Raw genomic sequence first — 23724 nt, 5'->3', positions numbered from 1 at the left:
TTGAATATGTCGATCACTGTCGGGCTCCTTTTGATTGTGATTTTCCGGATCAACAAGAGGTTCAGCGGAACGTGCCGGGGGCCTTGAATAACAACGGCTGGGGCCGGGCCGGCCGACATTGCAACGTGTCGCAGGTAAACAATTGCGGGCGTTCGATCACATACCCCTGAGCGTAATCCACCCCTATTTCCAGCAATGCCTGCTCGATCTGGGCGGTTTCAACAAACTCGGCAATCGTGCGCTTACCCATGACGTGGCCGATGTGATTGATCACTTCGACCATTGCACGGTTAATCGGGTCGTCCAGCATATCCTTTACGAAACTCCCGTCGATCTTCAGGAAGTCTACAGGTAAATGTTTCAGGTAAGCGAATGAAGACATTCCGGCGCAAAAGTCATCCAGCGAGAAGTAACATCCCAAGCTCTTGAGTTCATTGATAAAGCGGATCGCACTGCCCAAATTCGAAATAGCGCTGGTTTCTGTAATTTCAAAACAAATCATTTCCGGCGGAATCGAGTAGGCCGCGAACTGTTTACGCAGGAAATCGAGGAACGCCTGATCTCCGATCGTTGTGCCTGACAGATTGATCGCACACATCGCCATGGGCCCCTGTCGCGAATCATTCAGGCACTGGCGGATGATCTTGAAGACATTCTCCACCACCCAACGGTCCAGGGAGGTCATCAGGCCGTAGCGTTCCGCCGCGGGAATGAAGCTGTCCGGCAGGATCATCCGCCCGGCTTCGTCATGCAGGCGTAGCAGGATCTCAATGTGCCCGCCACCATGCTCGCCCGGGCCCAACGCGGCGATTTCCTGGGCGTAGAGGCAGAAGCGATTTTCCTCCAGGGCCATGTGCAAGCGCTGGACCCAGGCCATTTCGCCAAAACGCAGGGACAGCTCCGAGTCGTCGGCATGATAGACCTGGACCCGGTTGCGGCCCTTTTCCTTGGCCATGTAGCAGGCCATGTCGGCAGCCCGCAGGGACGCCTCGAGGGTCGTCGGCGTCTGGGCGATATGCACCAGGCCGATGCTCACGGTGGTCACGAACGGCCGGCCCTTCCAGACAAAGTGCAGGTTCTGCACGGTCTGGCGCAGCCCTTCGGCGATCTTTTCCGCCGCTTCCGGCGAACAGTTCTCCAGCAAGATCCCGAACTCATCCCCGCCCAGCCGGGCCAGGGTGTCGTTTTCCCGCAGCCCTGATTGCAGCAAGGCGCAGATATGGCGCAACAATTCGTCACCCGCTGCATGGCCGCAGGTGTCGTTGACCAGCTTGAACTGGTCCAGGTCGAGAAACATCAAGGCATGGCGCCCGACCTGGCGAGTGAGGTTGTGCAAGGCCTGCTCGAGGCGATATTCGAATTCCCGGCGGTTGGCCAGGCCAGTCAAGGCATCATGGGTGGCCTGCCACGACAGGTTGGCGATGTATTGGCGTTCCTGGGTCATGTCATGCAACACCAGCACGGCGCCACTGACCTTGCCCGCATGACGGATTGGCGCACCCACCAGGGTGACCGACACGGTGCTGCCATCCAGGCGCTGGATCAGTTTGGAATGTTCGCTGGCACCGCTGAGCCGGCCGCTGAGGATGTGCTCGATCAGGGTCAGCCCCTCGGTCTGGGCATTGTCATCGAGCAAATTGAACAGCGCCGCCAGGGGCAAGCCCGTGGCGTGCTCGGCTTTCCAATGGGTCATCGCTTCGGCAGCGGGGTTCATGTAGGCGATGGCGCCCTCGACGTCGGTGGTAATGACCCCGTCGCCAATGGATTGCAGGGTGATCTGCGCCCGCTCTTTCTCCATCTGCAGCGCGTTGGCGAACACCTGCCGCTGGGCGAGCAGTTTATGGGTGCGCAACAACGCCAGGACGATCAATCCCAGGGCCGTGGCGAAATTGGTCACCAGCAAGAGCCGCAGGATAAAACGCGAGCCCTCGCCCAGTGCGTCGCTGAATGCCTTGGCAGCCGGGGTAACGGAATCGTTGATCGCAAATATCTGGGCCTTCCAGCCGCGGATATCCACCTCCGACGCCTGGCCTGCGGTAATGCTGCTGTGCATCTGCCGGGCGACGTTATCCAGCTCGATCAGGTAGCCGTCGCCCACCGTCCAGAGATCGATGGCTTCTTCCAGATAACTGAAGTGGCGAAAATTGAGGTACAACCAGATCACGCTGGACACGTCATCAGGATGGTTGCCACCTTGGAGAATCCCGGCCCGTGCGGCTTCGAGATCCGGCGGTTTGCGGTCCAGCGCCACCCGCAGCTCATGGCCGCCCTCGGGGACGGCGATGGCTTGCTGGTATTTGCGGAAAATCGCCTCGTCGCGGCTGTCGGCGTAGAGATTGAGGTAATAGATGGCGTCTTTCTGGCCCTTGGACCAGAGACTCTCCCCCGCCACATAGCCGCGAACGGCGGACAGCACGTAAAGGCTGACGCCGCCAAGCAATGCCTGAAATAGCACGACGGCGATAAAGGGCCAGACGATGCCCAGCAGCCGTGGTGTTCCGAGAGTCTGCTTTTGCTTCATGAGGTCCCTTGCACAGGTATTGCCGGATGAACACCCGCCAGAATTCCGCTCCTGACTCAATAGCCTAGGCTAGTTTTCGACCCTTCGAATGAATGGATGAACAGATCGACAGACTTTGCGTGGAATTCAGAAAAATCGGCGTGTTTGCCTGCTTTTTTTCCGATACTAAGCGCAGAAAAGCGCTAGAAACTCAAGGCTGCTGAATCTGTTGCAAATGACCATAGAGTCGGGCGTACAGGCCACCTTCGGCAATCAGCTGCAAATGGTCGCCGTCTTCGGCGATTTGCCCACCGTCGAACACCAATACCCGATCGGCCTGCTTCACCGCCGAGAGCCGGTGGGCGATGATCAGCGTGGTGCGTGCGCTCAAAAAACGCGCCAATGCCTGGTGAAGGTTGTACTCGGTGGCAGCGTCCAGTGCCGAGGTGGCTTCGTCGAGAATCACCACCCGCGGATCGGCCAATACCATGCGAGCGATAGCCAGCCGTTGACGCTGTCCGCCCGAAAGCCGCACCCCGGAACGTCCAACGACGCTCTCCAGGCCCTGGGGCAGCGCCCGTACGGTGGCATCGAGCTGGGCGATTTCCAGAGCCCGCCAGCAGTCGTCGTCACTGCACTCACGGCCCATGGCGAGGTTGGCCCGCACCGTGTCGTTGAACAGCGCCGGATGTTGCAACACCACCGCAACATTCTCCCGGATGGTCTCCAAGCCGATCTCCTGTTGCGTGGCGCCACCGAAACGAATGCTGCCCGATTGTGGCGTGTACAGCCCCAGTAACAGCTGTACCAGGGTGCTCTTGCCGCCGCCGCTGGCCCCGACGATAGCGACTTTCTCGCCCGGCGAGATGGACAGGTTCAACTGGTTGAGCACCAGCTCCTCGCCGTAGCCGAAACTCAACCCCTGAATCTCGATGCCCACGGTGTCACGACCCTTGAACGGATCGACAACGCCCGTGTACTGGGGCTCATCGGCCCGGGCCAGCAGTTCATTGATTCGACTCAAGGCACCGCCGGCAGCGTAATAGGCGTACTGCAGGTTCAACAGTTGCTCGACCGGCCCGATCATGAACCAGAGGTAGCTGAAGACCGCCAGCATCTGGCCGATGGACAGGTCGGAAAACACCACGGTGAGCATGGCCGCCGCGCGAAAAATATCGATGCCGAACTGGAACAGCAAACCACTGGCGCGGTTCGAGGCGTCGGTCTTCCACTGCGAACTCACGGCGTAATCACGGACCTCCTTGGCACGCACTCCCAAGCGACCAAGGAAGTAACCCTGGCGGTTACCGGCGCGCACTTCCTGGATGGCATCCAGGGTTTCGGTCAAGGCCTGGGTGAACCGCGAGGTACTGTCGTTCTCCAGTTTCTTGAGGTGCTTGACCCGCTTGCCCAACTGCACCGTGGCGTAGATCACCAGCGGATTGAACAGCAGGATCAGCAGCGCCAGCTCCCAGTGCATCCACACCAGGATCCCGGCGGTGCCCACCAGGGTCAGCATCGCCACCAGGAAACGACTGAGGGTTTCGCCGATGAATTTGTCCAGGGTGTCGAGGTCGGTGACCAGGTGGGCCGCCACGGTGCCGCTGCCCAGGCTTTCGTATTCGCCCAGGGAAATTCGTTTGAGACGTTCGATCAAACGGATGCGAATGCGATAGACGATGTCCTTGGCCAACCGGGCGAACAAGCGCGCCTGCACCACGTTGAACAGCAATGCGCCACAGCGCAGGGCCAGGGTTACCAGCAACATCAGCCCGATGTAGCCGGCCGCGCGCTGCCAGCCCATGGGCAACGCCTGGTTCATGACTTTCAGGGCCGCATCGCCATGCCCCAGCAGGACTTCATCCACCAGCAACGGCAATAGCAACGGGATCGGCACGCTGCACAGCGTCGCCAGCACGGCCACGCCGTTGGCGATCCACAGGGCTTTTTTATGCTTGAGGGCCAGGCGACGGATTTCCGCCCAACTCAACCGGTCGATGCGCTGCGAGGCCGATGTATCTGGCGGCCGGTCAGGCACAGGTCGCGCGCTCCAGCCAGCGGCCCAGCAAAGGCGACAGTTGGCTCAGGGGCTGGTAACCGTTGGTCAGCAAGGCCAACTGCCCATCACGCTCGGCCAACAGTGTGGGGAATCCGGCAATGCCCAGGTCCTGTACCCAGGTGAAATCCGCAGCGGTGGCCGCATGTTGGTCGGCGCGGTCGAAGGCCGCGGCGAATTCGATGCGGGGCAGCCCGGCCTGTTCGGCCAACTCCACCAGCACGCTGGCGTGGGTCACGTCGCGGCCTTGCACATAAAAAGCCTGCTGGATCAGCTTCACCAACTTCCAGGCCAGGTCCGGGGCCAGGCTGCGGGCCGTCACCAGTGCCCGGCAGGCAGGCTCGGTGTCGTAGACAAAACCGTCCGGCAATGCGCCTTCAAGCTTGAAGGGCTGGCCGGTGGCCTGGGTAACGGCCTGCCAGTGTTCAAGAATGTAGCGCCGGGTGGTCGGCTCCAGCGCCGACCCGCTGCCGGTGCGCAAACCGCCCACCACCAGGTGCAACTCCACCCCCGCGGCATGCGCCTGCTCTACCAACGCCTCGGCCACCGGCGCAAAGCCCCAGCACCAGGAGCACATCGGGTCCATCACATAGAGCAGGCGTGACGCCATGGTTCAAGCCTCGGAAGATGTTTGCTTGTAGTTGTAGCCGATCGGGTGCGGCATGTTGCGAGCCTTGGCCAACTCGATCTGCTTCTGCCGGTCGATGGCGCTGCGACGGGTCTTCTCGCTCAGTTTATCCCAGCAATGCGGGCAACTGATGCCAGGCACATAGTGCTCCGAGGCGCGGTCTTCTACGCTTACCGGGGTACGACAAGCGTGACATTGATCGTAGTCCCCTTCGCTGAGGTCGTGGCGAACAGTCACGCGGTTGTCGAACACGAAGCAGTCGCCGCGCCACTTGGTTTCTTCCTGGGGGACCTCTTCGAGGTATTTCAGGATGCCGCCCTTGAGGTGATAGACCTCGTCGAAACCCTGGCCGAGCATGTAGCTGGAGGCTTTTTCACAACGAATGCCGCCGGTGCAGAACATCGCGACTTTCTTGTGCCTGGCCGGGTCGAAGTTGGCCTTGATGTACTCAGGGAATTCACGAAAGCTGGTGGTCTTGGGGTCGATGGCGCCCTCGAAGGTGCCGATGGACACTTCGTAATCGTTACGGGTGTCGATCAACAACACTTCCGGATCGCTGATCAGCGCGTTCCAGTCCTGAGGTTCGACATAAGTGCCGACCTGCTTGTTAGGGTCTACGCCTTCGACGCCGAGGGTGACGATTTCTTTCTTGAGCTTGACCTTGGTGCGGTAGAACGGCTGCTCATCGCAGTACGACTCTTTATGGTCGATGTCGATCATGCGCGGATCGTTCTTGAGCCAGGCCAGCAGGCCGTCGATGCCTTCGCGAGTGCCGGAGACCGTGCCGTTGATGCCTTCTTCGGCGATCAGCAACGTGCCTTTGATGCCGTTGTCGAGCATGGCCTTGAGCAAGGGCTCACGCAGCTCGACATAATCTTCCAGGGTGACGAACTTATACAGTGCCGCCACGACAATGGGTTGTGCCATGGGTGTTTCTCCAGGTGGCTACCCTCGTAAAGGGTGAACCGGATGCGAAAAAAAACGCGCCGAGTGAGCGGCGCGTTGCGGATTCTAACAAAAAACAGGAGGGGTGCAGACAGCGATTGCTGTGCGCAACAGTGCCGTGAGGATCACTCTGTGGGAGCAAGGCCCTGTGGGAGAAAAGCTTTGCTCGCGATGCGGACACCTCGGTTTTTGAGAGACCGCATCAACTTCATCGCGAGCAAGCTTTGCTCCCACAGGTGCTCACTCCCATAGGGCTTTGCTCCCACAAACTCAAGGCTTTGCCATCCACCGCAGCCCAATCAGTGCTTGCTGCCACCGGCACACGTCGGCGAAGCCGGGGCCGCGTCGATCTGCGCCCATTCTTCGGGGGTGTAGGTGTGCAGCGCCAACGCATGGAACTCACCCATCAGCTCGCCCAGCGTGCCGTAGACCTTCTGGTGGCGCTTGACGCGATTGAGCCCTTCGAACTGCTGGCTGACCACCACGGCCTTGAAGTGGGTCTGCAGGCCACGGCTGTGCATGTGGCTTTCATCCAGCACTTGCAAATACTCGGGCTGCAAGAGCCCGAGTGTCGATTCGATGCGTTGTTGCATGCTCATACCAGGCTCCGCTTACGGCTTTTTCTTGGCAGGGGCAGGGGCGGCGCCTTTTGGCTCGAGCTCGGCCGTCATGTCCGCCAGCAGCTTGTTGACCACCGGTACCGCGCTTTCAAGCTTGGCCTGGGTCAGTTGGGCCGATTGCTGGGTCAGCTGCGGCATTTTTTCCAGGACTTTCTTGCCCAGTGGCGATTGATAGAAAGCGACCAGGTCCTTGAGCTCAGATTCGCTGAAGTTGCTGGTGTAGAGCTTGACCATGTCCGGCTTGAGCTTGTTCCAGCCGATGGCTTGGTCCAACGCGGCATTGGCCTTGGCCTGGTAGGTTTCCAGGGTGGCTTTTTTCGACTCAGGGGCCTTGGTCTGTTCAAAGCGCTGGGCAAACATCTGCTGCACTTGCATGTATACCGGAGTGCCCAGTTTGTCAGCGTGCGCCAGGGTCAGGAACGCTTCGGCGCTGGCGTTGTGGCTGGCGGTATCGGCGAAAACAGGGCCGCTGGCACACACCAGAGCAACTGCGGTACAGATGGCACGAAGACGGGTCATCGAGTTTCCTTTCATTACAGGCGAGGTAAAACCCCAAGGGCGACCATTCTGCGCCTAAAAAACGCTGGGCCTCAACCCCGATGCTTGCCGGGTCCGATTGACGGGCCGAACCCATCGCTCCTAGATTGAGGGAACCGGTGCCGCCCATCTGGGCCTAAACTGCGCATTCAGCCCTTAAGGAGTTTGACCCGATGAGCCGTATCGAAACCGACAGCCTTGGCCAGGTTGAAGTCCCGGACGACGCCTACTGGGGCGCCCAGACGCAGCGTTCCATGATCAACTTCGCCATTGGCAACGAACGCATGCCCCTGTCGGTGTTGCACGCATTGGCACTGGTCAAGAAAGCCGCCGCGCGGGTCAATGATCGCAATGGCGACCTCCCCGCCGACATCGCCCGCCTGATCGAACAGGCCGCCGACGAAGTGCTGGCCGGCCAGCATGACGACCAGTTTCCACTGGTGGTCTGGCAGACCGGCAGCGGAACCCAGAGCAACATGAACGTCAACGAGGTGATCGCCGGGCGCGCCAACGAACTGGCCGGCAACCCCCGTGGTGGCAAGAGCCCGGTACACCCCAACGACCACGTCAACCGCTCGCAGAGTTCCAACGACTGCTTCCCCACTGCGATGCACATTGCCGCCGCCCAGGCCGTCCACCAGCAATTGCTTCCGGCCATCAGCGAGCTTTCCGGTGGCCTGGCGGAACTGGCGGCGCGCCACATGAAACTGGTCAAGACCGGCCGAACCCACATGATGGATGCCACGCCAATCACTTTTGGCCAGGAACTGTCGGCGTTCATTGCTCAACTCGATTACGCCGAACGGGCGATCCGCGCCACGCTACCGGCGGTCTGCGAACTGGCCCAGGGCGGCACCGCGGTCGGCACCGGGCTCAATTCACCCCATGGTTTCGGCGAAGCGATTGCCGCTGAACTGGCGGCGCTGTCGGGCCTGCCGTTCGTCACCGCGCCGAACAAGTTTGCCGCACTGGCCGGCCATGAACCCCTGACGTCCCTGTCCGGCGCGCTGAAAACCCTCGCCGTGACTTTGATGAAGATTGCCAACGACCTGCGCCTGCTGGGCTCCGGACCACGGGCCGGGTTCGCCGAGGTGAAACTGCCGGCCAACGAACCGGGCAGTTCCATCATGCCCGGCAAGGTCAACCCGACCCAGTGCGAAGCCTTGTCGATGCTAGCCTGCCAGGTCATGGGCAACGACGTGACCATCGGTTTTGCCGCCAGCCAGGGGCATTTGCAGTTGAACGTGTTCAAACCGGTGATCATCCACAACCTGCTGCAATCGATTCGCCTGCTGGCCGATGGCTGCAGCAACTTCCAGCAGCACTGCATCGCAGGGCTCGAGCCGGATGCCGAGCAGATGGCCGCGCACCTGGAGCGTGGGTTGATGCTGGTGACTGCGCTTAACCCGCACATCGGCTACGACAAGTCTGCGGAAATCGCCAAGAAAGCCTACGGCGAAGGCTTGACCCTGCGTGAGGCGGCGCTGCAACTGGGGTACCTGACCGATGAAGAGTTCGATGCCTGGGTAAGGCCGGAAAATATGCTGGAGGCCGGTAGCCAGGGCTGAGTTTTGCGTTGATCGATAGGCCGCTATCGCGAGCAAGCTCGCTCCCACAAGGGGTCTGTGTGGAGCGCAATATTGCGTCCACTGAAGATCACTGTGGGAGCGAGCTTGCTCGCGATGAGGCCGGCAGGCTCGACATTTCTATTACCTGACAGGTCGCCATCGCGAGCAGGCTCGCTCCCACAGCGGGCTAACGCCCGACAGCCAAACGCTCGCGCCGGGCCCTGAGCCCGGCGATCAGCGACGGCCCCAGGGCAACCAGCGCCGACCCCAGCACCACCAGCACCGCCCCGCCATACCCCAGCAGATTGATCTGCTCGGCATGGACATAATCAGGCCACCACCAAGCCGCCGTCGCCACTGCGGCGAACGTCACCAGCGGCGTGATCGCCAGTGTCGCGCTGACCCGCGACGCCTCCCAATGGGCCAAGGCTTCGGCAAACGCGCCATAGGCAATCAGGGTGTTGAGGCAGCATGCGAGCAACAGCCAGCCTTGCAACGGGCTCAATTGCAGCGCCTCCAACGGATGCACCCAGGGCGTGAGCAGCAACGCGCAGAACAGGTAGATCACCATCATCACCTGCAACGAATTCCACACCGTCAACAATTGCTTCTGGCCCAGGGCATAAAACGTCCAGACCGTCGACGCCAGCAACACCATCAGGACCCCGGCGGTGTAGTCGCTCAGGGACGTCAGCAACTCGCCCAGGCGCTGGTTGAAAAACAGCGTAAAACCCATCAGCAACACCAGCAGGCCGATGCCCTGCCCCACGCTGAAACGCTCCTTGAACACGAACAGGCTGGCGACCAGCAACATGATCGGCCCCATCTGCACCACCAGTTGTGCGGTGCCGGGGCTCAAGCGGTTCAGGCCCATCAGGTACAACACGTAGTTGCCCACCAGCCCGAGCACCGCCATCGCTACCAGCCAGCCGCCCCGTGGGCCCAGGACCTTGTGACTGGGCAGGCGCCGGGTGGCGGCCAAATAGATGAACAGCAAACCGCCGGACACCAGCAAGCGAAACCAGGTCACGGTGACCGGATCCATCACTTGCAGCACTTGCTTGAGCTTGATCGGCAGGATTCCCCATAGCAGGGCAGTCAACAGGGCGAGGAACAGGCCGTAGACCCAGCGACCGGACGATATGTGCATGCAACCCTCGAAGCCCAAGACAAAGGACGTCCATTCTAGGCGTCTATTGCGCCACGACACAGGGACAGTTGGGCAGAGGCCGCCCATGGGATTGTAGGGGTCGTAGCCGTCGATCGGTTGGACAGGCGGGAATCTGGGACAACACATATGCTCATTTGAAACAGACCTCGCTGCACTCTGGAGACCCGACATGCTTGGAAAACGCGCCTTGGATCCCGCCCCCACGACTATTTTTCGCAGTGACCGGATCTGCCGGGTTAACGGCGAGTTTTATTTCAATACACGTGAGGGCACCCAAGAGGGTCCGTTCGCCACCCGCGAAGCGGCGGAAGTGGAGATAGAAGCGTATATCCAGCGGATGCAGCAGTTGACTCAGGTTGCCAGCTAAACACTCTCACGGCTGGCGCAGCTCCTTGTGGCAAGGGAATTTACCTGTGGGAGCAAAGCTTGCTCGCGATGCAGACACCTCGGTTTGAGAGACCGCATCAACTTCATCGCGGGCAAGCCTTGCTCCCACAGAGACAAATCCCCTTGCCATAAATAATCCCCTCGTCAGCGCCCGGTTATCTCACCGCCTCAAACAACCCCGTAGCCCCCATCCCGCCGCCCACGCACATGGTCACGATGCCATAGCGCAGGTTGCGTCGTAGCAGCTCGCGCACCAGGTGCCCCACTTGCCGCGAGCCGGTCATGCCGAACGGATGACCGATGGAGATCGAGCCGCCGTTGACGTTGTATTTCTCGGGATCGATTTCCAACCGGTTGCGGCTGTACAGGCACTGGGAAGCAAAGGCCTCGTTGAGTTCCCACTGGTCGATATCGGCGATCTGCAAGCCCTTGGCCTTGAGCAGCTTGGGCACTGAAAACACCGGGCCGATGCCCATCTCGTCCGGCTCGCAACCGGCCACGGTGAAGCCGCGGAAAAACGCCTTGGGCTTGAGCCCCAGCGCCAGGGCTTTTTCCAGGCTCATCACCAAGGTCATCGAGGCCCCGTCGGACAACTGCGACGAGTTGCCCGCCGTCACCGAACCGTCTTCGGCGAATACCGGTTTCAGGCCGGCCAGGCTTTCGTAGGTGGTGTCCGGACGGTTGCAATCGTCGTGATCGACCACACCGTCGAGGATCTGGACAGCGCCAGTGTTCTTGTCCTCGACCCGGTACTTGACCGCCATCGGGATGATTTCGTCATCGAACAACCCGGCCGCCTGGGCCTTGGCGGTGCGCTGCTGGCTCTGCAAGGCGTAGCGGTCCTGTTCCTCGCGGCTGACCTGGTAACGACGGGCAACGATCTCGGCCGTCTGGCCCATGGGGAAATAGATCCCGGGCACCTGCTCCTTGAGCAGCGGGTTGATCAGATTGTCGGTGTTGACGCTTTTCATCGTCAGACTGATGGATTCCACGCCGCCCGCCACGATGATGTCGCTGCAACCGGAAGCGATCTGGTTGGCGGCGATGGCAATGGCTTGCAGGCCCGAGGAACAGAAGCGGTTGAGGGTCATGCCGGCGGTGCCGGTGCCCAATCTCGAGAGCACCGCCACGTTGCGCCCGATGTTGTAGCCCTGGGCGCCTTCATTGGACCCGGCCCCGACGATGCAGTCCTCGACACTGGCCGGATTGATGTCGTTGCGCGCCAGCAAGGCATCGACACAATGGGCCGCCATGTCGTCTGGACGGGTCATGTTGAACTTGCCGCGAAAGGACTTGGCCAGGCCGGTCCGTACGCTGTCGACGATCACCACTTCACGCATGGCTGTACCTCATTGTTGTAGTCGGTTGAGAGTGAATCGAGCATAAATCCACTGCATAACCGACCGCGACAATCATTCACCCCGCGTATGCGCACCCATCGCCCTAGCCCTTCTTTTTCTTGCGAGCCTGCTTTGCACTCCGCTCGAAAGCCGCCTCCAGCGCCTGGTTGAGAGTACGCAACACCTTGACCCGCGCCCAGCGCTTGTCGTTGGCTTCCACCAATGTCCAAGGGGAAATCTCGGTGCTCGTGCGGTCGACCATGTCGCACACCGCCGCGCGGTAAGCGTCCCACTTGTCGCGGTTGCGCCAGTCGTCCTCGGTGATCTTGAAGCGCTTGAATGGAATGTCCTCGCGCTCCTGGAAACGCTCCAGCTGGGTTTCCTTGTCGATGGCCAGCCAGAACTTGACCACCACTAAGCCGGCATCGGCGACCTGCTCCTCGAAATCGTTGATTTCTCCATAGGCCCGCAGCCAGTCGGCCTGGCTGCAAAACCCTTCGACCCGCTCCACCAGCACCCGGCCGTACCAGGAGCGGTCGAACATGGTGAACTTGCCCCGCGCGGGAATATGCCGCCAGAACCGCCACATGTAGGGGTGGGCGCGCTCTTCTTCAGTGGGCGCGGCAATCGGCACGATGCTGTATTGACGCGGGTCCAGGGCTGCCGCGACCCGCCGGATCGCCCCGCCCTTGCCTGCCGCATCATTGCCCTCGAACACCGCCACCAAGGCATGCTGGCGCATGCGCTTGTCCCGCAGCAGGCCGGCGAACCGCGCCTGCTCGGTGATCAGCTGTTCTTCGTAATCGGCCTTGTCCAGGCGCAGGGTCATATCCAAGCTGTCGAGCAGCGTGACCTGGCCGTCCAGCGCGGGCAGCGGCGCCACGCCGACCTTTTGCGGTTTGACCTTCGGACGGTCCAGGGCCTGGCGCAAGCCGTCGAGCAGGATCCGTCCGACGGTGAGGCTGCGATAACAGCTGTCCATCCCTTCGATCACATGCCACGGCGCGTAATCGCGACTGGTGCGGCGCAGCACGCGCTCACCGTATTTGACGAACTTGTCGTAGGTCTGGGACTGCTGCCAGTCCAGCGGGCTGATGCGCCAGCTGTGCAGTGGGTCATCCTTGAGCCCCTTGAGCCGGGCCTTCATCTGTTTCTTGGACAGGTGGAACCAGAACTTGAAGATCAGCGCGCCTTCGTCGCAGAGCATTTTTTCCAGGCGCTCGGCACCGGCAATCGCCTGGTCGAGCCGTGGGTCCTTGAACTCGCCATGGACTCGGCCTTGCAGCATCTGGCTGTACCAGTTGCCGAAGAAAATCCCCATGCGCCCCTTGGCCGGCAGCATCCGCCAGTAGCGCCACGCTGGAGGCCGCGCCAGTTCCTCGTCGGTCTGCTGGTCGAAGGTGCGCACTTCGATCAGCCGCGGGTCCATCCACTCGTTGAGCAACTTCACCGTCTCGCCCTTGCCCGCACCTTCGATGCCATTGATCAGCACGATGACCGGAAACCGGCCCTGCTGCTGCAACTCGAACTGCGCCTCCAACAACGCTTCACGCAGGGCCGGCACTTCGGCCTCAAAGGTTTCTTTATCGATGGCGTGACCGATTTCAGCGGATTCAAACATGGGCAGCTCCTTCCGGGGATGGGCCAAGACTAGCGGATTGGATGCGGCCCTGTGCAGCAGATTCCATCCAGATGCGCGCTCTGTTGCGATGGGTCAAGCAAGCCGATACCGATCGGCTAGAATGGCCGCTCAGTTTTGACCGAGCCAGCCATGACGCCCATCCAGCAACACGCCCAACTCGACTGGGATGATCAGGGTCGCCCGCGTTCGCGGGTGTTCGACGATGTGTATTTTTCCGACCAGTCGGGGCTGGAAGAAACCCGTTATGTGTTCCTTGAGCAGAACAACCTGGCCGAGCGTTTCGCGGCCCTGGCCGATGACGGGCGGCTGGTGATCGGCGAAACCGGATTTGGCACCGGCTTGAATTTCCTCTGTGCCTGGCAACTGTTCGAACAGTGCGCACCGGCAGGCGCCCGGCTGCATTTCGTCAGTGTCGAGAAGTACCCCTTGAACCCCCAGGACCTGGGCCGGGCCCTGGCCTTGTGGCCGCAACTGAGTCTTCAGGCGGAGCAATTGCTTGAGCAGTACGTGGCGATCCACCAGGGCTTCCAGCGCCTGGTCCTGGCGGACGGACGGGTGACGCTGACCCTGTTGATCGGCGATGCCCTGGAGCAGTTGCCGCAGCTGGACGGTCAGATCGACGCCTGGTTCCTCGACGGTTTCGCGCCGGCCAGGAACCCCGAGATGTGGACCGCCGAGCTGTTCGCCGAACTGGCCCGGCTGGCCGCACCCGACGCCACCCTCAGCACCTTCACCAGCACCGGTTGGGTCCGGCGATTGCTGAACGCGGCGGGCTTCAAGATGAAGCGCACGCCGGGCATCGGCCACAAGTGGGAAATCCTGCGCGGTGTGTTTCTCGGCTGGCCGGAGCAGACACCGGCCCCGGCCCCGGCAAAACCCTGGTACGCCCGCCCCGCCGCGCTGACCGGCGAGCGCCGGGCACTGGTGATCGGCGGCGGCCTGGCCGGCTGTGCCAGCGCTGCCAGCCTCGCCGCACGTGGCTGGCAGGTAACGTTGCTGGAGCGTCATGCCGGGTTGGCCGAGGAAGCTTCCGGCAACCCCCAGGGCGTGCTGTATCTCAAGCTGTCGGCCCACGGCACGGCGTTGTCACAGATGATCCTCAGCGGCTTCGGCTACACCCGGCGCGTGCTGGAGCAACTGCAACGCGGCACTGACTGGGACGCCTGCGGCGTCTTGCAACTGGCCTTCAACAGCAAGGAAGCCGAGCGTCAGGCGCAACTGGCCGAGGCGTTCCCAAGGGATTTGCTGCATACCCTCGATCAGTCCGAGGCGCAGGTGCGGTCCGGTATCGACCTGGCCTGTGGTGGTCTGTTTTATCCCGAGGGCGGCTGGGTGCATCCACCGGCGTTGTGTCGCTGGCAAGCCTCAGGGCCGGCGATTGACGTGCAGCCCCATCATGAAGTGCTGCAACTGCGCCGCGTGGACGGCCAGTGGCAGGCGTGGGACGGCGAACGTTGCCTGGCCAGCGCGCCGGTGGCGATCCTCGCCAGCGCCGCCGAGATCAAACGTTTCGAAGCGGCCGCCGACTTGCCGCTCAAGCGTATTCGCGGGCAAATCACCCGGTTGCCGCAAACCACCCGCAGCCAGAGCCTGGCGACCGTGGTTTGTGCCGAAGGTTATGTGGCCCCGCCGCGGCTGGGCGAGCACACCCTGGGCGCCAGTTTCGATTTCAACAGCGACGACCTGACGCCCACGGCCGCCGAGCATGCCGGCAACCTGCAGATGCTTGAAGAAATTTCCCTGGACCTGGTGGACCGCCTGAACGCCGGCAGCCTGGACCCGGAACGCCTCGAAGGCCGCGCGGCGTTCCGTTGCACCAGCCCGGATTACCTGCCGATTGTCGGACCATTGGCCGACCGTCAAGCCTTTACCGAGACCTATGCGGCCCTGGGCAAAGATGCCCGCCAAGTACCGGACGCCCCCTGCCCGTGGCTCGATGGCCTGTACATCAACAGCGGCCACGGTTCCCGAGGCCTGATCACCGCCCCGCTGTCGGGCGAACTGATCGCTGCCTGGCTGGACAACGAACCCCTGCCACTGCCCCGCAGCGTGGCCGAGGCCTGCCATCCGAACCGGTTTGCGTTGCGGGCATTGATTCGGGGCAAGGCCTGACACAGATGGATGGCTCACCACAAATCCTGTTCGCCCATCTTTGAAATCCCGTGGCAGACCAGCCCCCCACGGGCCGGCTTATAACGCATCGATCTAAAACTCACAGCAATCCCTCCGGTCAGTTTCAGGGTACCCGCCCTTTTGGCGGGTGCGGCTTGACCCCTCCCCAACGGAAAAACCGGTAAGGACTTATGTGCGGATTAGCTGGAGTATTGAAGCTGGGGATTTCAAAGGGTTTCAGGGGGACGTTGCTCCCCTTTCCCCCCCTCTAAAACGCTAGATTGGTACGAAAAGTGGTACAGGTGCGTTGTCAGATCGTCGCGTATTACGTCCTTTTTAATCTGGCAGGGTCACCAACGGTTAGCTCGTTGGCGATTTGATGGCCGCCAGCTATCATCAGCGATACTACGTATAGCCTATGGGCCAGAACCTGCGCGGTTCAACGAGGGTATCAATGACAGCTGAAATTGCAATTATGAGTCGCACAGCGGTAGTTCTCGCGGCAGACAGCGCGACGACAGTTACCTCTTGGAAGGATGGGCAGCAGGAACGCCGATACTTCAAGGGTGCCAATAAGTTGTTCGAGCTTTCTCGGTCCGCGCCAGTAGGCTTGATGATCTACGGATCTGCCTCCCTGCAAGGAGTCCCATGGGAGCTTGCAATTAAATCGTTTAGAGACGACCTAGGGGAAGAGCAGCACGATCGGTTAGAAGCCTATCCCAATCGTTTCTTTGATTTTATTGAGCATCATGAAAAGCTTTTTTCGGAGCAGGCTCGCAATCAGGCACTGTTCAATCTGATTGGCTCTGCAGCTTATCGGATGCAGAAAATGGTTTCGGATCAAAATGGATTGGAAAGTCTCGCAGATCTTTCAAGGCTCTCCGTTGAGCAGCTGGACCAAACACTCGACATTATCGAGGCGATTGTTGAAGGGCTCCCCCTTCACCCGTTAATTACAGAGGTCGACATAGCTAACGCTATCGCCAAAAGCTCCGCATCCTTCATTGAAGCTGCACCTGAGTCATTAATTATTTTTCAGAACAAACCTGACCGTGCTCCTTTGGTGGCAAAATTTGTCAACACCTTAATAAAGTACGCAGTTAAAGATTTTATAAATTTCTCAGATTTGACAGGCGTAGTGATCGCGGGGTACGGAAAAGATGATTACTACCCATCTCTAGAAGTTTTTGAATGCTACGGATTTTTAGGGGACCGTTTGATCTTCGCTCGGCAGGATCCGAGGAATATGGATGCTGAATCCCCCGCGGTGATTCAGCCGTTTGCGACCACCAGTATGATCGACACGTTCCGCATGGGGGTCGCCCCTGATGTCTTTGGTGCGGTATTCGACTCTACCAGTCTAGCTCTAGCCGATTTCGGACGTAAGGTCATGGAGGAGTGTGGCACCCCGGACGCGCTGGATCCTGAGCGTCTGGGGGAGCTAGTCAAGGAAGCTAGAGATGGTCACACAGACAAATGGTTCCACAAAATACGAAACCAGCATTTCTTTCCTTTGTCGAACATTATACATTCGCTACCTTTACCAGATATGGCAGGCTTGGCCAAAAGCCTCATTGAGCTAGAATCGCTCAAGGAACGGGTCACCAAACCTAGCGAATCTGTCTCAGGCCCGATCGACGTTGCGATCATCAGTAAGCATGATGGATTCGTCTGGATCGACCGGAAGCACTATTTCAAACCAGAACTCAACCCGCGTTTTTTCAAAAGGAGCCGATAATGGAGCATGCAATGAGCTTTCTACACAACGCTCAAAAGCACGAAGAGCTGCTCTCGAGTGCCCGCGCATCGCTGCAGAGTGAGAATCAGCAGATTTCTCCAGCACCGCTTGAAGAAAATCGACATTACGAGATGCTGCTCAAACGTCTGGACACAAAGCCAAGCCCTCAAGAGATTCTGTCTGCATATTGCGCCTGATTTTTGTAGAAAAAACCGCTGTCTCAGCGGTTTTTTATCTTGGCTTGGCTAATCAAGTGACACGACAACGCGCTAGCAACGCCACCACGCAAAATCCTCCTCATGAGTCACACCTCGATCTTCCTAAGACCTCAATTGGCGAGCCATTCCATCGCCTGCTAGGCTTCCCTGCAGGTACGGCCCCAGTTCATCCAATCGAACCGACGCTCGCTGCGCAGCAAGAGCGGGCCGTACCTTCCCATAAAGCGTGAAAGCGTGCGTCCATGACCAAACCACTTGTTCAACCCCGAATCCTTAGATTTCTTCAAGCGCCAGCCTATCTGGGTATGTGCCGGGATGAATTCAATAAGACAGTGCGGCCAAACGTGCGTGAGTTCCCGATAGGCAAACAGGGCGTTGGGTTTGATCGCCTGGAGCTTGACGCGTGGGCCGATGCATATATTGCCGCCAACGCTATTGATAAACGGACGTCGAATGGTTCGTTAGCGCAACGTTCCGGAACAGATGCTCCATCAAGCTCGCGAAGACCGCATCACTTGACCAGTCAGTCCGTGATCTCTCAGGCGAAGATAAAGCAAGAGTTTGAGAAGGCGCTAGAGATGGTCTTGGGAAAACCGAAACGAAAAACCCAATCGAAAGCCTAGTATTCCCAGGAGGCTCCTTGTGAATGAAGAGTGCGAGGTCGTATACGTAGCAGGCTTAGGAAAAATGCTCGGACGAACTGAAGCCTCGGTAAGAGAGGGGATCCGCCGCGGCGTGGACTGGCTGCCGAAGGGATTCAAGATGGGTGCCAGGCATTGCTGGCTCAAGGATGACGTAAAGGAATTCCTGCGTGCCTGCCGTGACGGCGAGAACAAGGGGCAGAAGCCAGGCCGGAAGCGCCAGGCGCCGCCGAAGCTCATTGGTCTAAGCTGAAGAGAACCCCATGCCGAGCAAAGCGGGGACGGACAGCATCGATCGTTTCATGCGCCTCAACGAGGTACTTCACGTCACCGGCCTCGGCCGCAACACGGTTTACCGCCGCATCAGGGAAGGCACCATTCCAAAGCAAATTAGGATAGGCCCCCCTCAGCCAGCTTGGCGATCAGCGGCCATTGCCCCACATTCTCATAGGCTAAAATCGAGTTGAGCGATGGAGGGATAGGCATGGAGAAGTCGAAATCCGCAGAAGAAATGCGAGCGCTGCTACTCAGCGAGCGCCCCGACCTAAAAGATGATCTCGCGAATATTTCAGACCTTGAGCTAATGCGACTCATGGCCTGCATTTACAAAAGCGTGATTGGTGTCAAAGAAGCCGAGCTGATTGAGATCGAGAAGCAGCTGGACGAGGCCGCCAGGGTGCTTTTTTCCTCCGTGCTCCACTGATCTCATCGCACATCCAGCACAATGAACTCAGCCCAACGGCGTGGTAACGTGCATCAAGGACCTGGCCCAATGCCAGGCTTTTTATTATGTGCAACCAGGGGGCGGAGCTGATCAGGCCTATGGCTGATTCAGTGCTCTGACATAGGCTTGGCATGCCTGCAGCGCAATCAGCCCAGCCGGCACAAGGCTCTTGTATTGATGGCGAACGTAGCGGTGGGTATGTTTGAATTGCCCCCCTTCATTGACCCACCGCCACCGGGGCGCTTTATTAATGAGCAAGAATGCCTTTACCCAGGCAAGACATGATGTCATCCCTGGTCAGATGCTCGGCCTAATCGGTTTTGTCGCATGCGTGATACTTGCTTCCCTTGCATTGAGCGCACTGGCTACGTACTTTCAAATAGGAAGTAATGCTCAGGTGCCCGTGTTTGCGGCCGAGCGCATCAAGACACCTTCTCAGCTGAACCCCGAGCCAGTGGAAAAAACAGTCTTCATCATGCTCGCTGCGCTCGGTCCGATCGGCCTGGTCGCGGCTGCCAAGTTCCTCCGAGGCTTCAATCCGAGCCCTTTGATTCGGCGGCTCTTGGCTGTTTCGCTGAGCGCCATACTGGTGACCCCGTTCATCGCATCGGACTTCGTCAACGTGCTGTTCTTTCCGCTTAGCGTATCGAATGCGAGCCGGACGGTAATGCTGGCTCTGGCCCTGCTGCTATCGGCATTCGTGCTTCTGCAAAGCTGGATGGGCGGCAAGGCGCGCTATTCGTCCATGACCTTAACCATTGGAACAGCCTGCGCCGCGGCGCTGGTTTTCCAGATAGCCCCTTACAGGCTCGCTTCTGATCACATGGTTACGCTCGCGGCCCAGTGGTCGGTTAGTTATGACGCCGCTACCTATGCCCTGACTCAAGTCGTTGCGGGGAAGACATTGCTCAGCGACCTTCCATCGCAATATGGGCTCTTCCCGGAGCTAATAGCGCCGATATTTAAAATCGTCGGTATCAGTGTTTTCTCTGTCAACACTTTTTTTATCATCCTCCAAGTCGTCGGACTGACGTGTATTGCGGCAATTCTGTACATGCACGTGCGCAATAGCCTTCTCAGGGCTATGACGTTCGTATGCCTGCTGATATCCACAAGTCTATTTCTTTACCTGAACGGTATTGCACAGGAAATCTATCTGCAGTACTACCCGATTCGCTTTATTTGCCCAGCCGTGGCGTTACTTTTGTTCGCCCGCTATTGCATGAACCCCTCACGCGCGAGTCTTGCGGTGCTGGGCGTTGCTTCTGGCATTGCAATATTTTGGAATTTTGATTCTGGGATTCCAGTGTTGGTTTCGATTGGTGCAACACTGCTGGTCAAACCCTTTTTCACGCAGCCATTGAGATGGAAGGTATTGCTTCCCGTCATGGGCTTTTCATCTTTTGCGGCTCTGACTTTTGGTGCCCTGATGATTGCCTTGAGAATCAAGGCTGGGGGACCACTCGGGATCCAAGAAGCAATCGCCTCCCAGAAACTGTTCTACGGGTCAGGGTTTATGATGCTGCCAATGCCGCAAGCATTCCATCCTTGGCAAATAATCTTGGTTATATATGCCGCGGCGGCTGTGGCAGCATTGTCGGCATGGCGCAGACACATCGATAGCCATGTTTACGACGTGCTCTTCTGTGCTGCGTTAATGGGCCTTGGACTTTTTACGTACTACCAAGGTCGATCCCATATCTTCTGCCTGATGATGGTCCTGTGGCCCGCGCTGATAATTGGCGCAATTCTGACCGACCTGATTCTTCGTTCAATACGCGAGCGTTCGACATCACCAATATCGAGCTTACTGGCCCTACCTTTTCTCATCTTCGTCAGCCTCGGCACTGTGACACTGGCCTTTTCGGCTGGAGATTTGGTCACTGCAGGTATCAATAACCTCAAAGATTTTCAGAAGTCTAGAGATCCTGTCGTGGACAACGAGCTGGCATTCCTTCGCTCAACTAACAATGGACGAGACTGCCTGATATTGGCCCAGCGCCAAGCCATCTATCACGCAGAGCTTCAAACCGCATCTCCCCTGCCAGGCCCAGGCATGATCGAAACCCTGCTACAGAGCGATCTTGACGCCCTCATGGCTGGAGCGCTCAGCAACCAGTTAAAGTGTATATATCTGGGAGTCGGCCCTTCTTCGCAGACCTTGGCGCAGCTCGATGATGCAAAGCTCCTATCGAAATATCCGGTCAGTGCCACGAACGATCTTGGTACCCTTCTTCTGCTCGAGCCAGCGCCTGCCAGTACAGCCTCGTATTGATGGCGCATTGATCTTTAGTTTCCGCTCGACAGTCCATCAAATGCCTGCTCACAGGTCACTCCACGGCCCCGGCTTTGATCAGCATATCCCGCCAGATCTCCCGCTCTCTGGTCAGCGCGCTTGAACACGTTGGCAAGCACCAGGACGGCGCGGGTAGCTGCCTGGCTTGCGGCGGCAGTGCAGGAATGGCCGCCGCCCTGGCTGGCTGTGAGTCGACTGGCAAGCTTGTCGACTTCGAGCTGCAGGCTGCCAGCAGAAGCGCGGGCAACATCAGCATCAGCAGTCGCACGATCAATGATCTGTTGTCCATCCTGAATCGCCTTATTGATTGATTGTTGGCGGGCTTGTTCTTTGGCGCGCTCGGCGGTCTCGTTGTCATTCTTGGCCTGGGCGTCCCGGGTATCGCGCTTATCCCACTCGGCCTGCCACTCGGCATCCTTCACCGATAGGCCGTGGTGATAGGTGCCAAACAGTGCCCCACCCATCAGCGCCAGGGCGGTGATATAAGGAAGGACTCGCGGCCAGATGGGAGTCATGCCAGCACCTCCAGCGCTCGGTCATACAGTTTTCGCCGTTCTTCGGCGCCGTTCTGGCCACCGTTGATCCTGCTGGTGATCTTGTCGAAGGCACCGGTGTCCGCCAGGGTATTCAGCCCTCGAGTGGACCAGAACCACGCCGCCGACTTTGCTGCCCATTCAGGATGTTCCAGCGACTCCGGATGGCTGATCAGGTCCAGGCCCAGGGCTTCGCCGCACTCGGCGTGGTTCGCCCGGCCGGTGATATGGATCAGGCCCCTCCCTCGGAACCTGAAGCCATCGCCCGGCATGACATTGCCGAGGTCTGCCCTGCCCTCATAGCGAGCCTGGGCGGGGGTTGGCCCCCACAATTCACGAACGTAGCGCAGCTGGCCAGACTCATGGCCGATCTGGGCGATGAAGGCCGCTACGCGTTGCAGGCCGACAATCTGGTAGCGACCCATGGCCGTATTCAGCGCCGGCGCAAAAACGACGGCTTTGGCGCCGGCGTTCGGGAGGATTTGCAGCAGTTGCTGCGCGGTGATGGGCATGATTGAGCTCCACGCACGAAAAACCCGCACTGGACGGGCAATTCGCAGACACAAAAAAACCGCTTTCGCGGCCGGGTAGAGTGCTAAGGCAATCAGGCCGTTTCCGGCACTGATTCCGACATTTCGGAGGTATAAGGTGTTGGAGCTACCGGCCAAGCTGGGTTTTGATACCAGCCAGGCAAGGTCGTCACTCGGCCTAGTTTGCCACGATAGATGTTCCAGCTTTTAAGCTGTGCCTTGCGTACCTGGAGCTCTTCAAGCTCCGCCTCAGTTGGTTCCATATAATCCGGATCATCTGGCACAAGATAGTCAGCGTGGTCTGGATTACTCGTATTTATCAAATAGTTGATTGCGTCAATCCGTGACTGCAAAGCGCTGATTTGCAATGTCGCCTGCCGCTGCTTCGCGTCAAGCATCGTGATTGCGTCGGACTCCTGCTTAGCAGGGCTCTCCACCGCCTGCCCCGGCGGACCGGCTTCTAACGCCATGAAGTACCAGCCTTCGGGTGTATTCATCTGATCGTCGATGGTGGCCCATGATTTCAGGAGCTCTGTGCCCGGCCAGCATTCGAAAATATATCCTCCGTTCATAAACTATCCTCCCACCCAAGGCAAATTAGGCTTTGGGCAGCGCTGCCACTACTAGCCCAATATATGTTCACTGATTCAATAACAAACTCACAATAAACGCTGTTTGGGCTGCTACCTACGTTCGACATTACCAGTGGTGGCGGTGTACCAGTCGCTGTTCCTGCATAGCTGTTGTTTGGCGCTGAGATAATCGTTCCCGCGCTTGCGGTCGTATTTGTCCCATATAGCTTTATTCTGCTGGCAGTTGGCGGAACAATGTTCGAAATACCAACTGCCACCCACGTAGGCGGTGTGGTAATAGAACCAGCCGTTCCATTGGCCAGCAGCGGGAGGGCTGTCACGTTCGAGCCGGTTGCCACCTTGTATTGGACGCTCTTGCCGCTCTGTGTAAACGACAACGGGTACTTGTTGGCTGTAGCATCTGTACGAATCCAGCCGACCCGAGCTTTGTGCGTATAGCCAGATGGCATAGTCGGCGCCGTTGCGCTAAGCGACAGCAGGCCCGCTGTAGTCGTGCCGTTCCATATCACCCACACGCTGTACCAGGTGGATACCGCGATGGTGCCGGCGTCCAGACCATTAACCAAAGTGCCTGTGGTGCTGGCCGTAACACTGACGGAGGACAGGATCTGATATTGGCCGGAAGAGTTCCTAACGATTATCTCGTCGGCTGCAATCGTTACCGAAGCGCTGGTGCCGGTAGCTGAGCTCTTGAGATTTTTAAATGCCCCTTGAATGCTCGGGCCTGATGCTGCTAGCTGGCGAATGGATGCCAGCATCTGGGCGTTATTGCCTTCGTCAGGGACAAGCCCTGCCGCCTGGATCACGTTGAGCACCTCCAACGTGACGCCATTGCCCCACTGGGCGGGGATCAATGACCCAGGCGTGCCGAGAACCGGATCCTCGTCGACAAACTTGCCAGCTACCAGCCCGACGCTGGGAACACTTTTTGGAAAATCCACGCTA

23 protein-coding genes are annotated in these 23724 nt (G+C 59.0%); 10 read left to right on the top strand and 13 right to left on the bottom strand.

Annotation, left to right across the window (positions count from 1 at the left end; translation table 11 throughout):
- Positions 1 to 61 precede the first annotated feature (61 nt).
- From KGA89_RS26395 to KGA89_RS26370, 6 genes are all read right to left on the bottom strand, one after another.
- Complete coding sequence (locus KGA89_RS26395; RefSeq protein ID WP_223472916.1) at positions 62 to 2521, bottom strand: EAL domain-containing protein; 2460 nt, start codon at positions 2519 to 2521, stop codon at positions 62 to 64.
- A gap of 190 nt (positions 2522 to 2711) precedes the next feature.
- Entirely contained in the window at positions 2712 to 4538 is a 1827-nt protein-coding gene (locus KGA89_RS26390; protein ID WP_223472915.1) for an ABC transporter ATP-binding protein, read from the bottom strand.
- The gene (locus tag KGA89_RS26385; protein ID WP_172436066.1) at positions 4531 to 5133 is read right to left on the bottom strand and encodes a DsbA family protein; all 603 of its coding nucleotides are present in this window, start codon (positions 5131 to 5133) and stop codon (positions 4531 to 4533) included. Before KGA89_RS26385 ends, KGA89_RS26390 begins: the two co-directional genes overlap by 8 nt.
- 36 nt (positions 5134 to 5169) lie before the next feature.
- Entirely contained in the window at positions 5170 to 6111 is a 942-nt protein-coding gene (locus KGA89_RS26380; RefSeq protein WP_003199207.1) for a rhodanese-related sulfurtransferase, read from the bottom strand.
- A gap of 317 nt (positions 6112 to 6428) precedes the next feature.
- Positions 6429 to 6728, bottom strand: coding sequence for a BolA family protein (locus KGA89_RS26375; RefSeq protein ID WP_003199206.1), 300 nt, complete (start codon positions 6726 to 6728; stop codon positions 6429 to 6431).
- A gap of 12 nt (positions 6729 to 6740) precedes the next feature.
- Positions 6741 to 7268 carry a DUF2059 domain-containing protein gene (locus KGA89_RS26370; RefSeq protein ID WP_003199204.1) on the bottom strand — a complete coding sequence of 176 codons (528 nt, stop codon included), beginning with the start codon at positions 7266 to 7268 and terminating at the stop codon, positions 6741 to 6743.
- 191 nt (positions 7269 to 7459) lie between these two features.
- Here KGA89_RS26370 and KGA89_RS26365 point away from each other — a divergent pair, with 191 nt between their 5' ends.
- A complete protein-coding gene (locus tag KGA89_RS26365; protein WP_223472914.1) occupies positions 7460 to 8854 on the top strand; it encodes a class II fumarate hydratase in 1395 nt (464 codons plus the stop codon).
- 187 nt (positions 8855 to 9041) lie between these two features.
- On the opposite strand, the gene KGA89_RS26360 is transcribed toward KGA89_RS26365, so the two are convergent.
- Positions 9042 to 10004, bottom strand: coding sequence for a DMT family transporter (locus KGA89_RS26360; protein WP_223472913.1), 963 nt, complete (start codon positions 10002 to 10004; stop codon positions 9042 to 9044).
- A gap of 190 nt (positions 10005 to 10194) precedes the next feature.
- On the opposite strand from KGA89_RS26360, the gene KGA89_RS26355 reads away from it, so the two are divergent.
- The gene (locus KGA89_RS26355; protein WP_003199200.1) at positions 10195 to 10392 is read left to right on the top strand and encodes a DUF6316 family protein; all 198 of its coding nucleotides are present in this window, start codon (positions 10195 to 10197) and stop codon (positions 10390 to 10392) included.
- Positions 10393 to 10567: 175 nt separating this feature from the next.
- Here the strand turns inward: KGA89_RS26355 and KGA89_RS26350 are convergent, their stop codons facing one another.
- Complete coding sequence (locus tag KGA89_RS26350; RefSeq protein WP_223472912.1) at positions 10568 to 11752, bottom strand: thiolase family protein; 1185 nt, start codon at positions 11750 to 11752, stop codon at positions 10568 to 10570.
- Between the two features lie 103 nt (positions 11753 to 11855).
- A complete protein-coding gene (gene pap, locus KGA89_RS26345; RefSeq protein WP_003199196.1) occupies positions 11856 to 13373 on the bottom strand; it encodes a polyphosphate:AMP phosphotransferase in 1518 nt (505 codons plus the stop codon).
- Between the two features lie 150 nt (positions 13374 to 13523).
- Between pap and mnmC the strand changes: the two genes are divergently transcribed.
- The 8 genes from mnmC (at position 13524) to KGA89_RS26305 (ending at position 21102) form a co-directional block, all read left to right on the top strand.
- Positions 13524 to 15506 (top strand): bifunctional tRNA (5-methylaminomethyl-2-thiouridine)(34)-methyltransferase MnmD/FAD-dependent 5-carboxymethylaminomethyl-2-thiouridine(34) oxidoreductase MnmC, encoded by a 1983-nt coding sequence (gene mnmC, locus KGA89_RS26340; protein WP_223472911.1) that lies wholly within the window; start codon positions 13524 to 13526, stop codon positions 15504 to 15506.
- 454 nt (positions 15507 to 15960) lie between these two features.
- Positions 15961 to 17244, top strand: coding sequence for a hypothetical protein (locus KGA89_RS26335; protein WP_223472910.1), 1284 nt, complete (start codon positions 15961 to 15963; stop codon positions 17242 to 17244).
- An 11-nt stretch (positions 17245 to 17255) separates the two neighbouring features.
- A complete protein-coding gene (locus tag KGA89_RS26330) occupies positions 17256 to 17441 on the top strand; it encodes a hypothetical protein (RefSeq protein WP_223472909.1) in 186 nt (61 codons plus the stop codon).
- A 263-nt stretch (positions 17442 to 17704) separates the two neighbouring features.
- On the top strand, positions 17705 to 18085 hold the full coding sequence (locus tag KGA89_RS26325; RefSeq protein WP_223472908.1) for a hypothetical protein: 381 nt from the start codon (positions 17705 to 17707) through the stop codon (positions 18083 to 18085).
- A 19-nt stretch (positions 18086 to 18104) separates the two neighbouring features.
- The gene (locus KGA89_RS26320; protein ID WP_223472907.1) at positions 18105 to 18356 is read left to right on the top strand and encodes a hypothetical protein; all 252 of its coding nucleotides are present in this window, start codon (positions 18105 to 18107) and stop codon (positions 18354 to 18356) included.
- A gap of 10 nt (positions 18357 to 18366) precedes the next feature.
- Positions 18367 to 18570, top strand: a complete 204-nt coding sequence (locus KGA89_RS26315; RefSeq protein ID WP_223472906.1) for a helix-turn-helix transcriptional regulator — start codon at positions 18367 to 18369, stop codon at positions 18568 to 18570.
- A 17-nt stretch (positions 18571 to 18587) separates the two neighbouring features.
- Complete coding sequence (locus KGA89_RS26310) at positions 18588 to 18806, top strand: hypothetical protein (protein WP_223472905.1); 219 nt, start codon at positions 18588 to 18590, stop codon at positions 18804 to 18806.
- 271 nt (positions 18807 to 19077) lie between these two features.
- Complete coding sequence (locus tag KGA89_RS26305; RefSeq protein WP_223472904.1) at positions 19078 to 21102, top strand: hypothetical protein; 2025 nt, start codon at positions 19078 to 19080, stop codon at positions 21100 to 21102.
- Between the two features lie 14 nt (positions 21103 to 21116).
- Here KGA89_RS26305 and KGA89_RS26300 read toward each other — a convergent pair whose 3' ends face one another.
- The 4 genes from KGA89_RS26300 to KGA89_RS26285 form a co-directional block, all read right to left on the bottom strand.
- Positions 21117 to 21638 carry a DUF2514 domain-containing protein gene (locus KGA89_RS26300; protein ID WP_223472903.1) on the bottom strand — a complete coding sequence of 174 codons (522 nt, stop codon included), beginning with the start codon at positions 21636 to 21638 and terminating at the stop codon, positions 21117 to 21119.
- On the bottom strand, positions 21635 to 22168 hold the full coding sequence (locus tag KGA89_RS26295) for a glycoside hydrolase family 19 protein (protein WP_223472902.1): 534 nt from the start codon (positions 22166 to 22168) through the stop codon (positions 21635 to 21637). The genes KGA89_RS26300 and KGA89_RS26295 overlap by 4 nt, the downstream gene beginning before the upstream one ends.
- Positions 22169 to 22260: 92 nt before the next feature.
- The gene (locus KGA89_RS26290; protein WP_223472901.1) at positions 22261 to 22758 is read right to left on the bottom strand and encodes a hypothetical protein; all 498 of its coding nucleotides are present in this window, start codon (positions 22756 to 22758) and stop codon (positions 22261 to 22263) included.
- A complete protein-coding gene (locus KGA89_RS26285; protein WP_223472900.1) occupies positions 22755 to 23720 on the bottom strand; it encodes a hypothetical protein in 966 nt (321 codons plus the stop codon). The genes KGA89_RS26290 and KGA89_RS26285 overlap by 4 nt, the downstream gene beginning before the upstream one ends.
- Positions 23721 to 23724: the final 4 nt, after the last annotated feature.

The organism is Pseudomonas sp. A-RE-22 (assembly GCF_019956035.1).
Taxonomy (GTDB): domain Bacteria; phylum Pseudomonadota; class Gammaproteobacteria; order Pseudomonadales; family Pseudomonadaceae; genus Aquipseudomonas; species Aquipseudomonas brassicacearum.
This window is presented reverse-complemented; position numbering and strand designations above follow the sequence as displayed.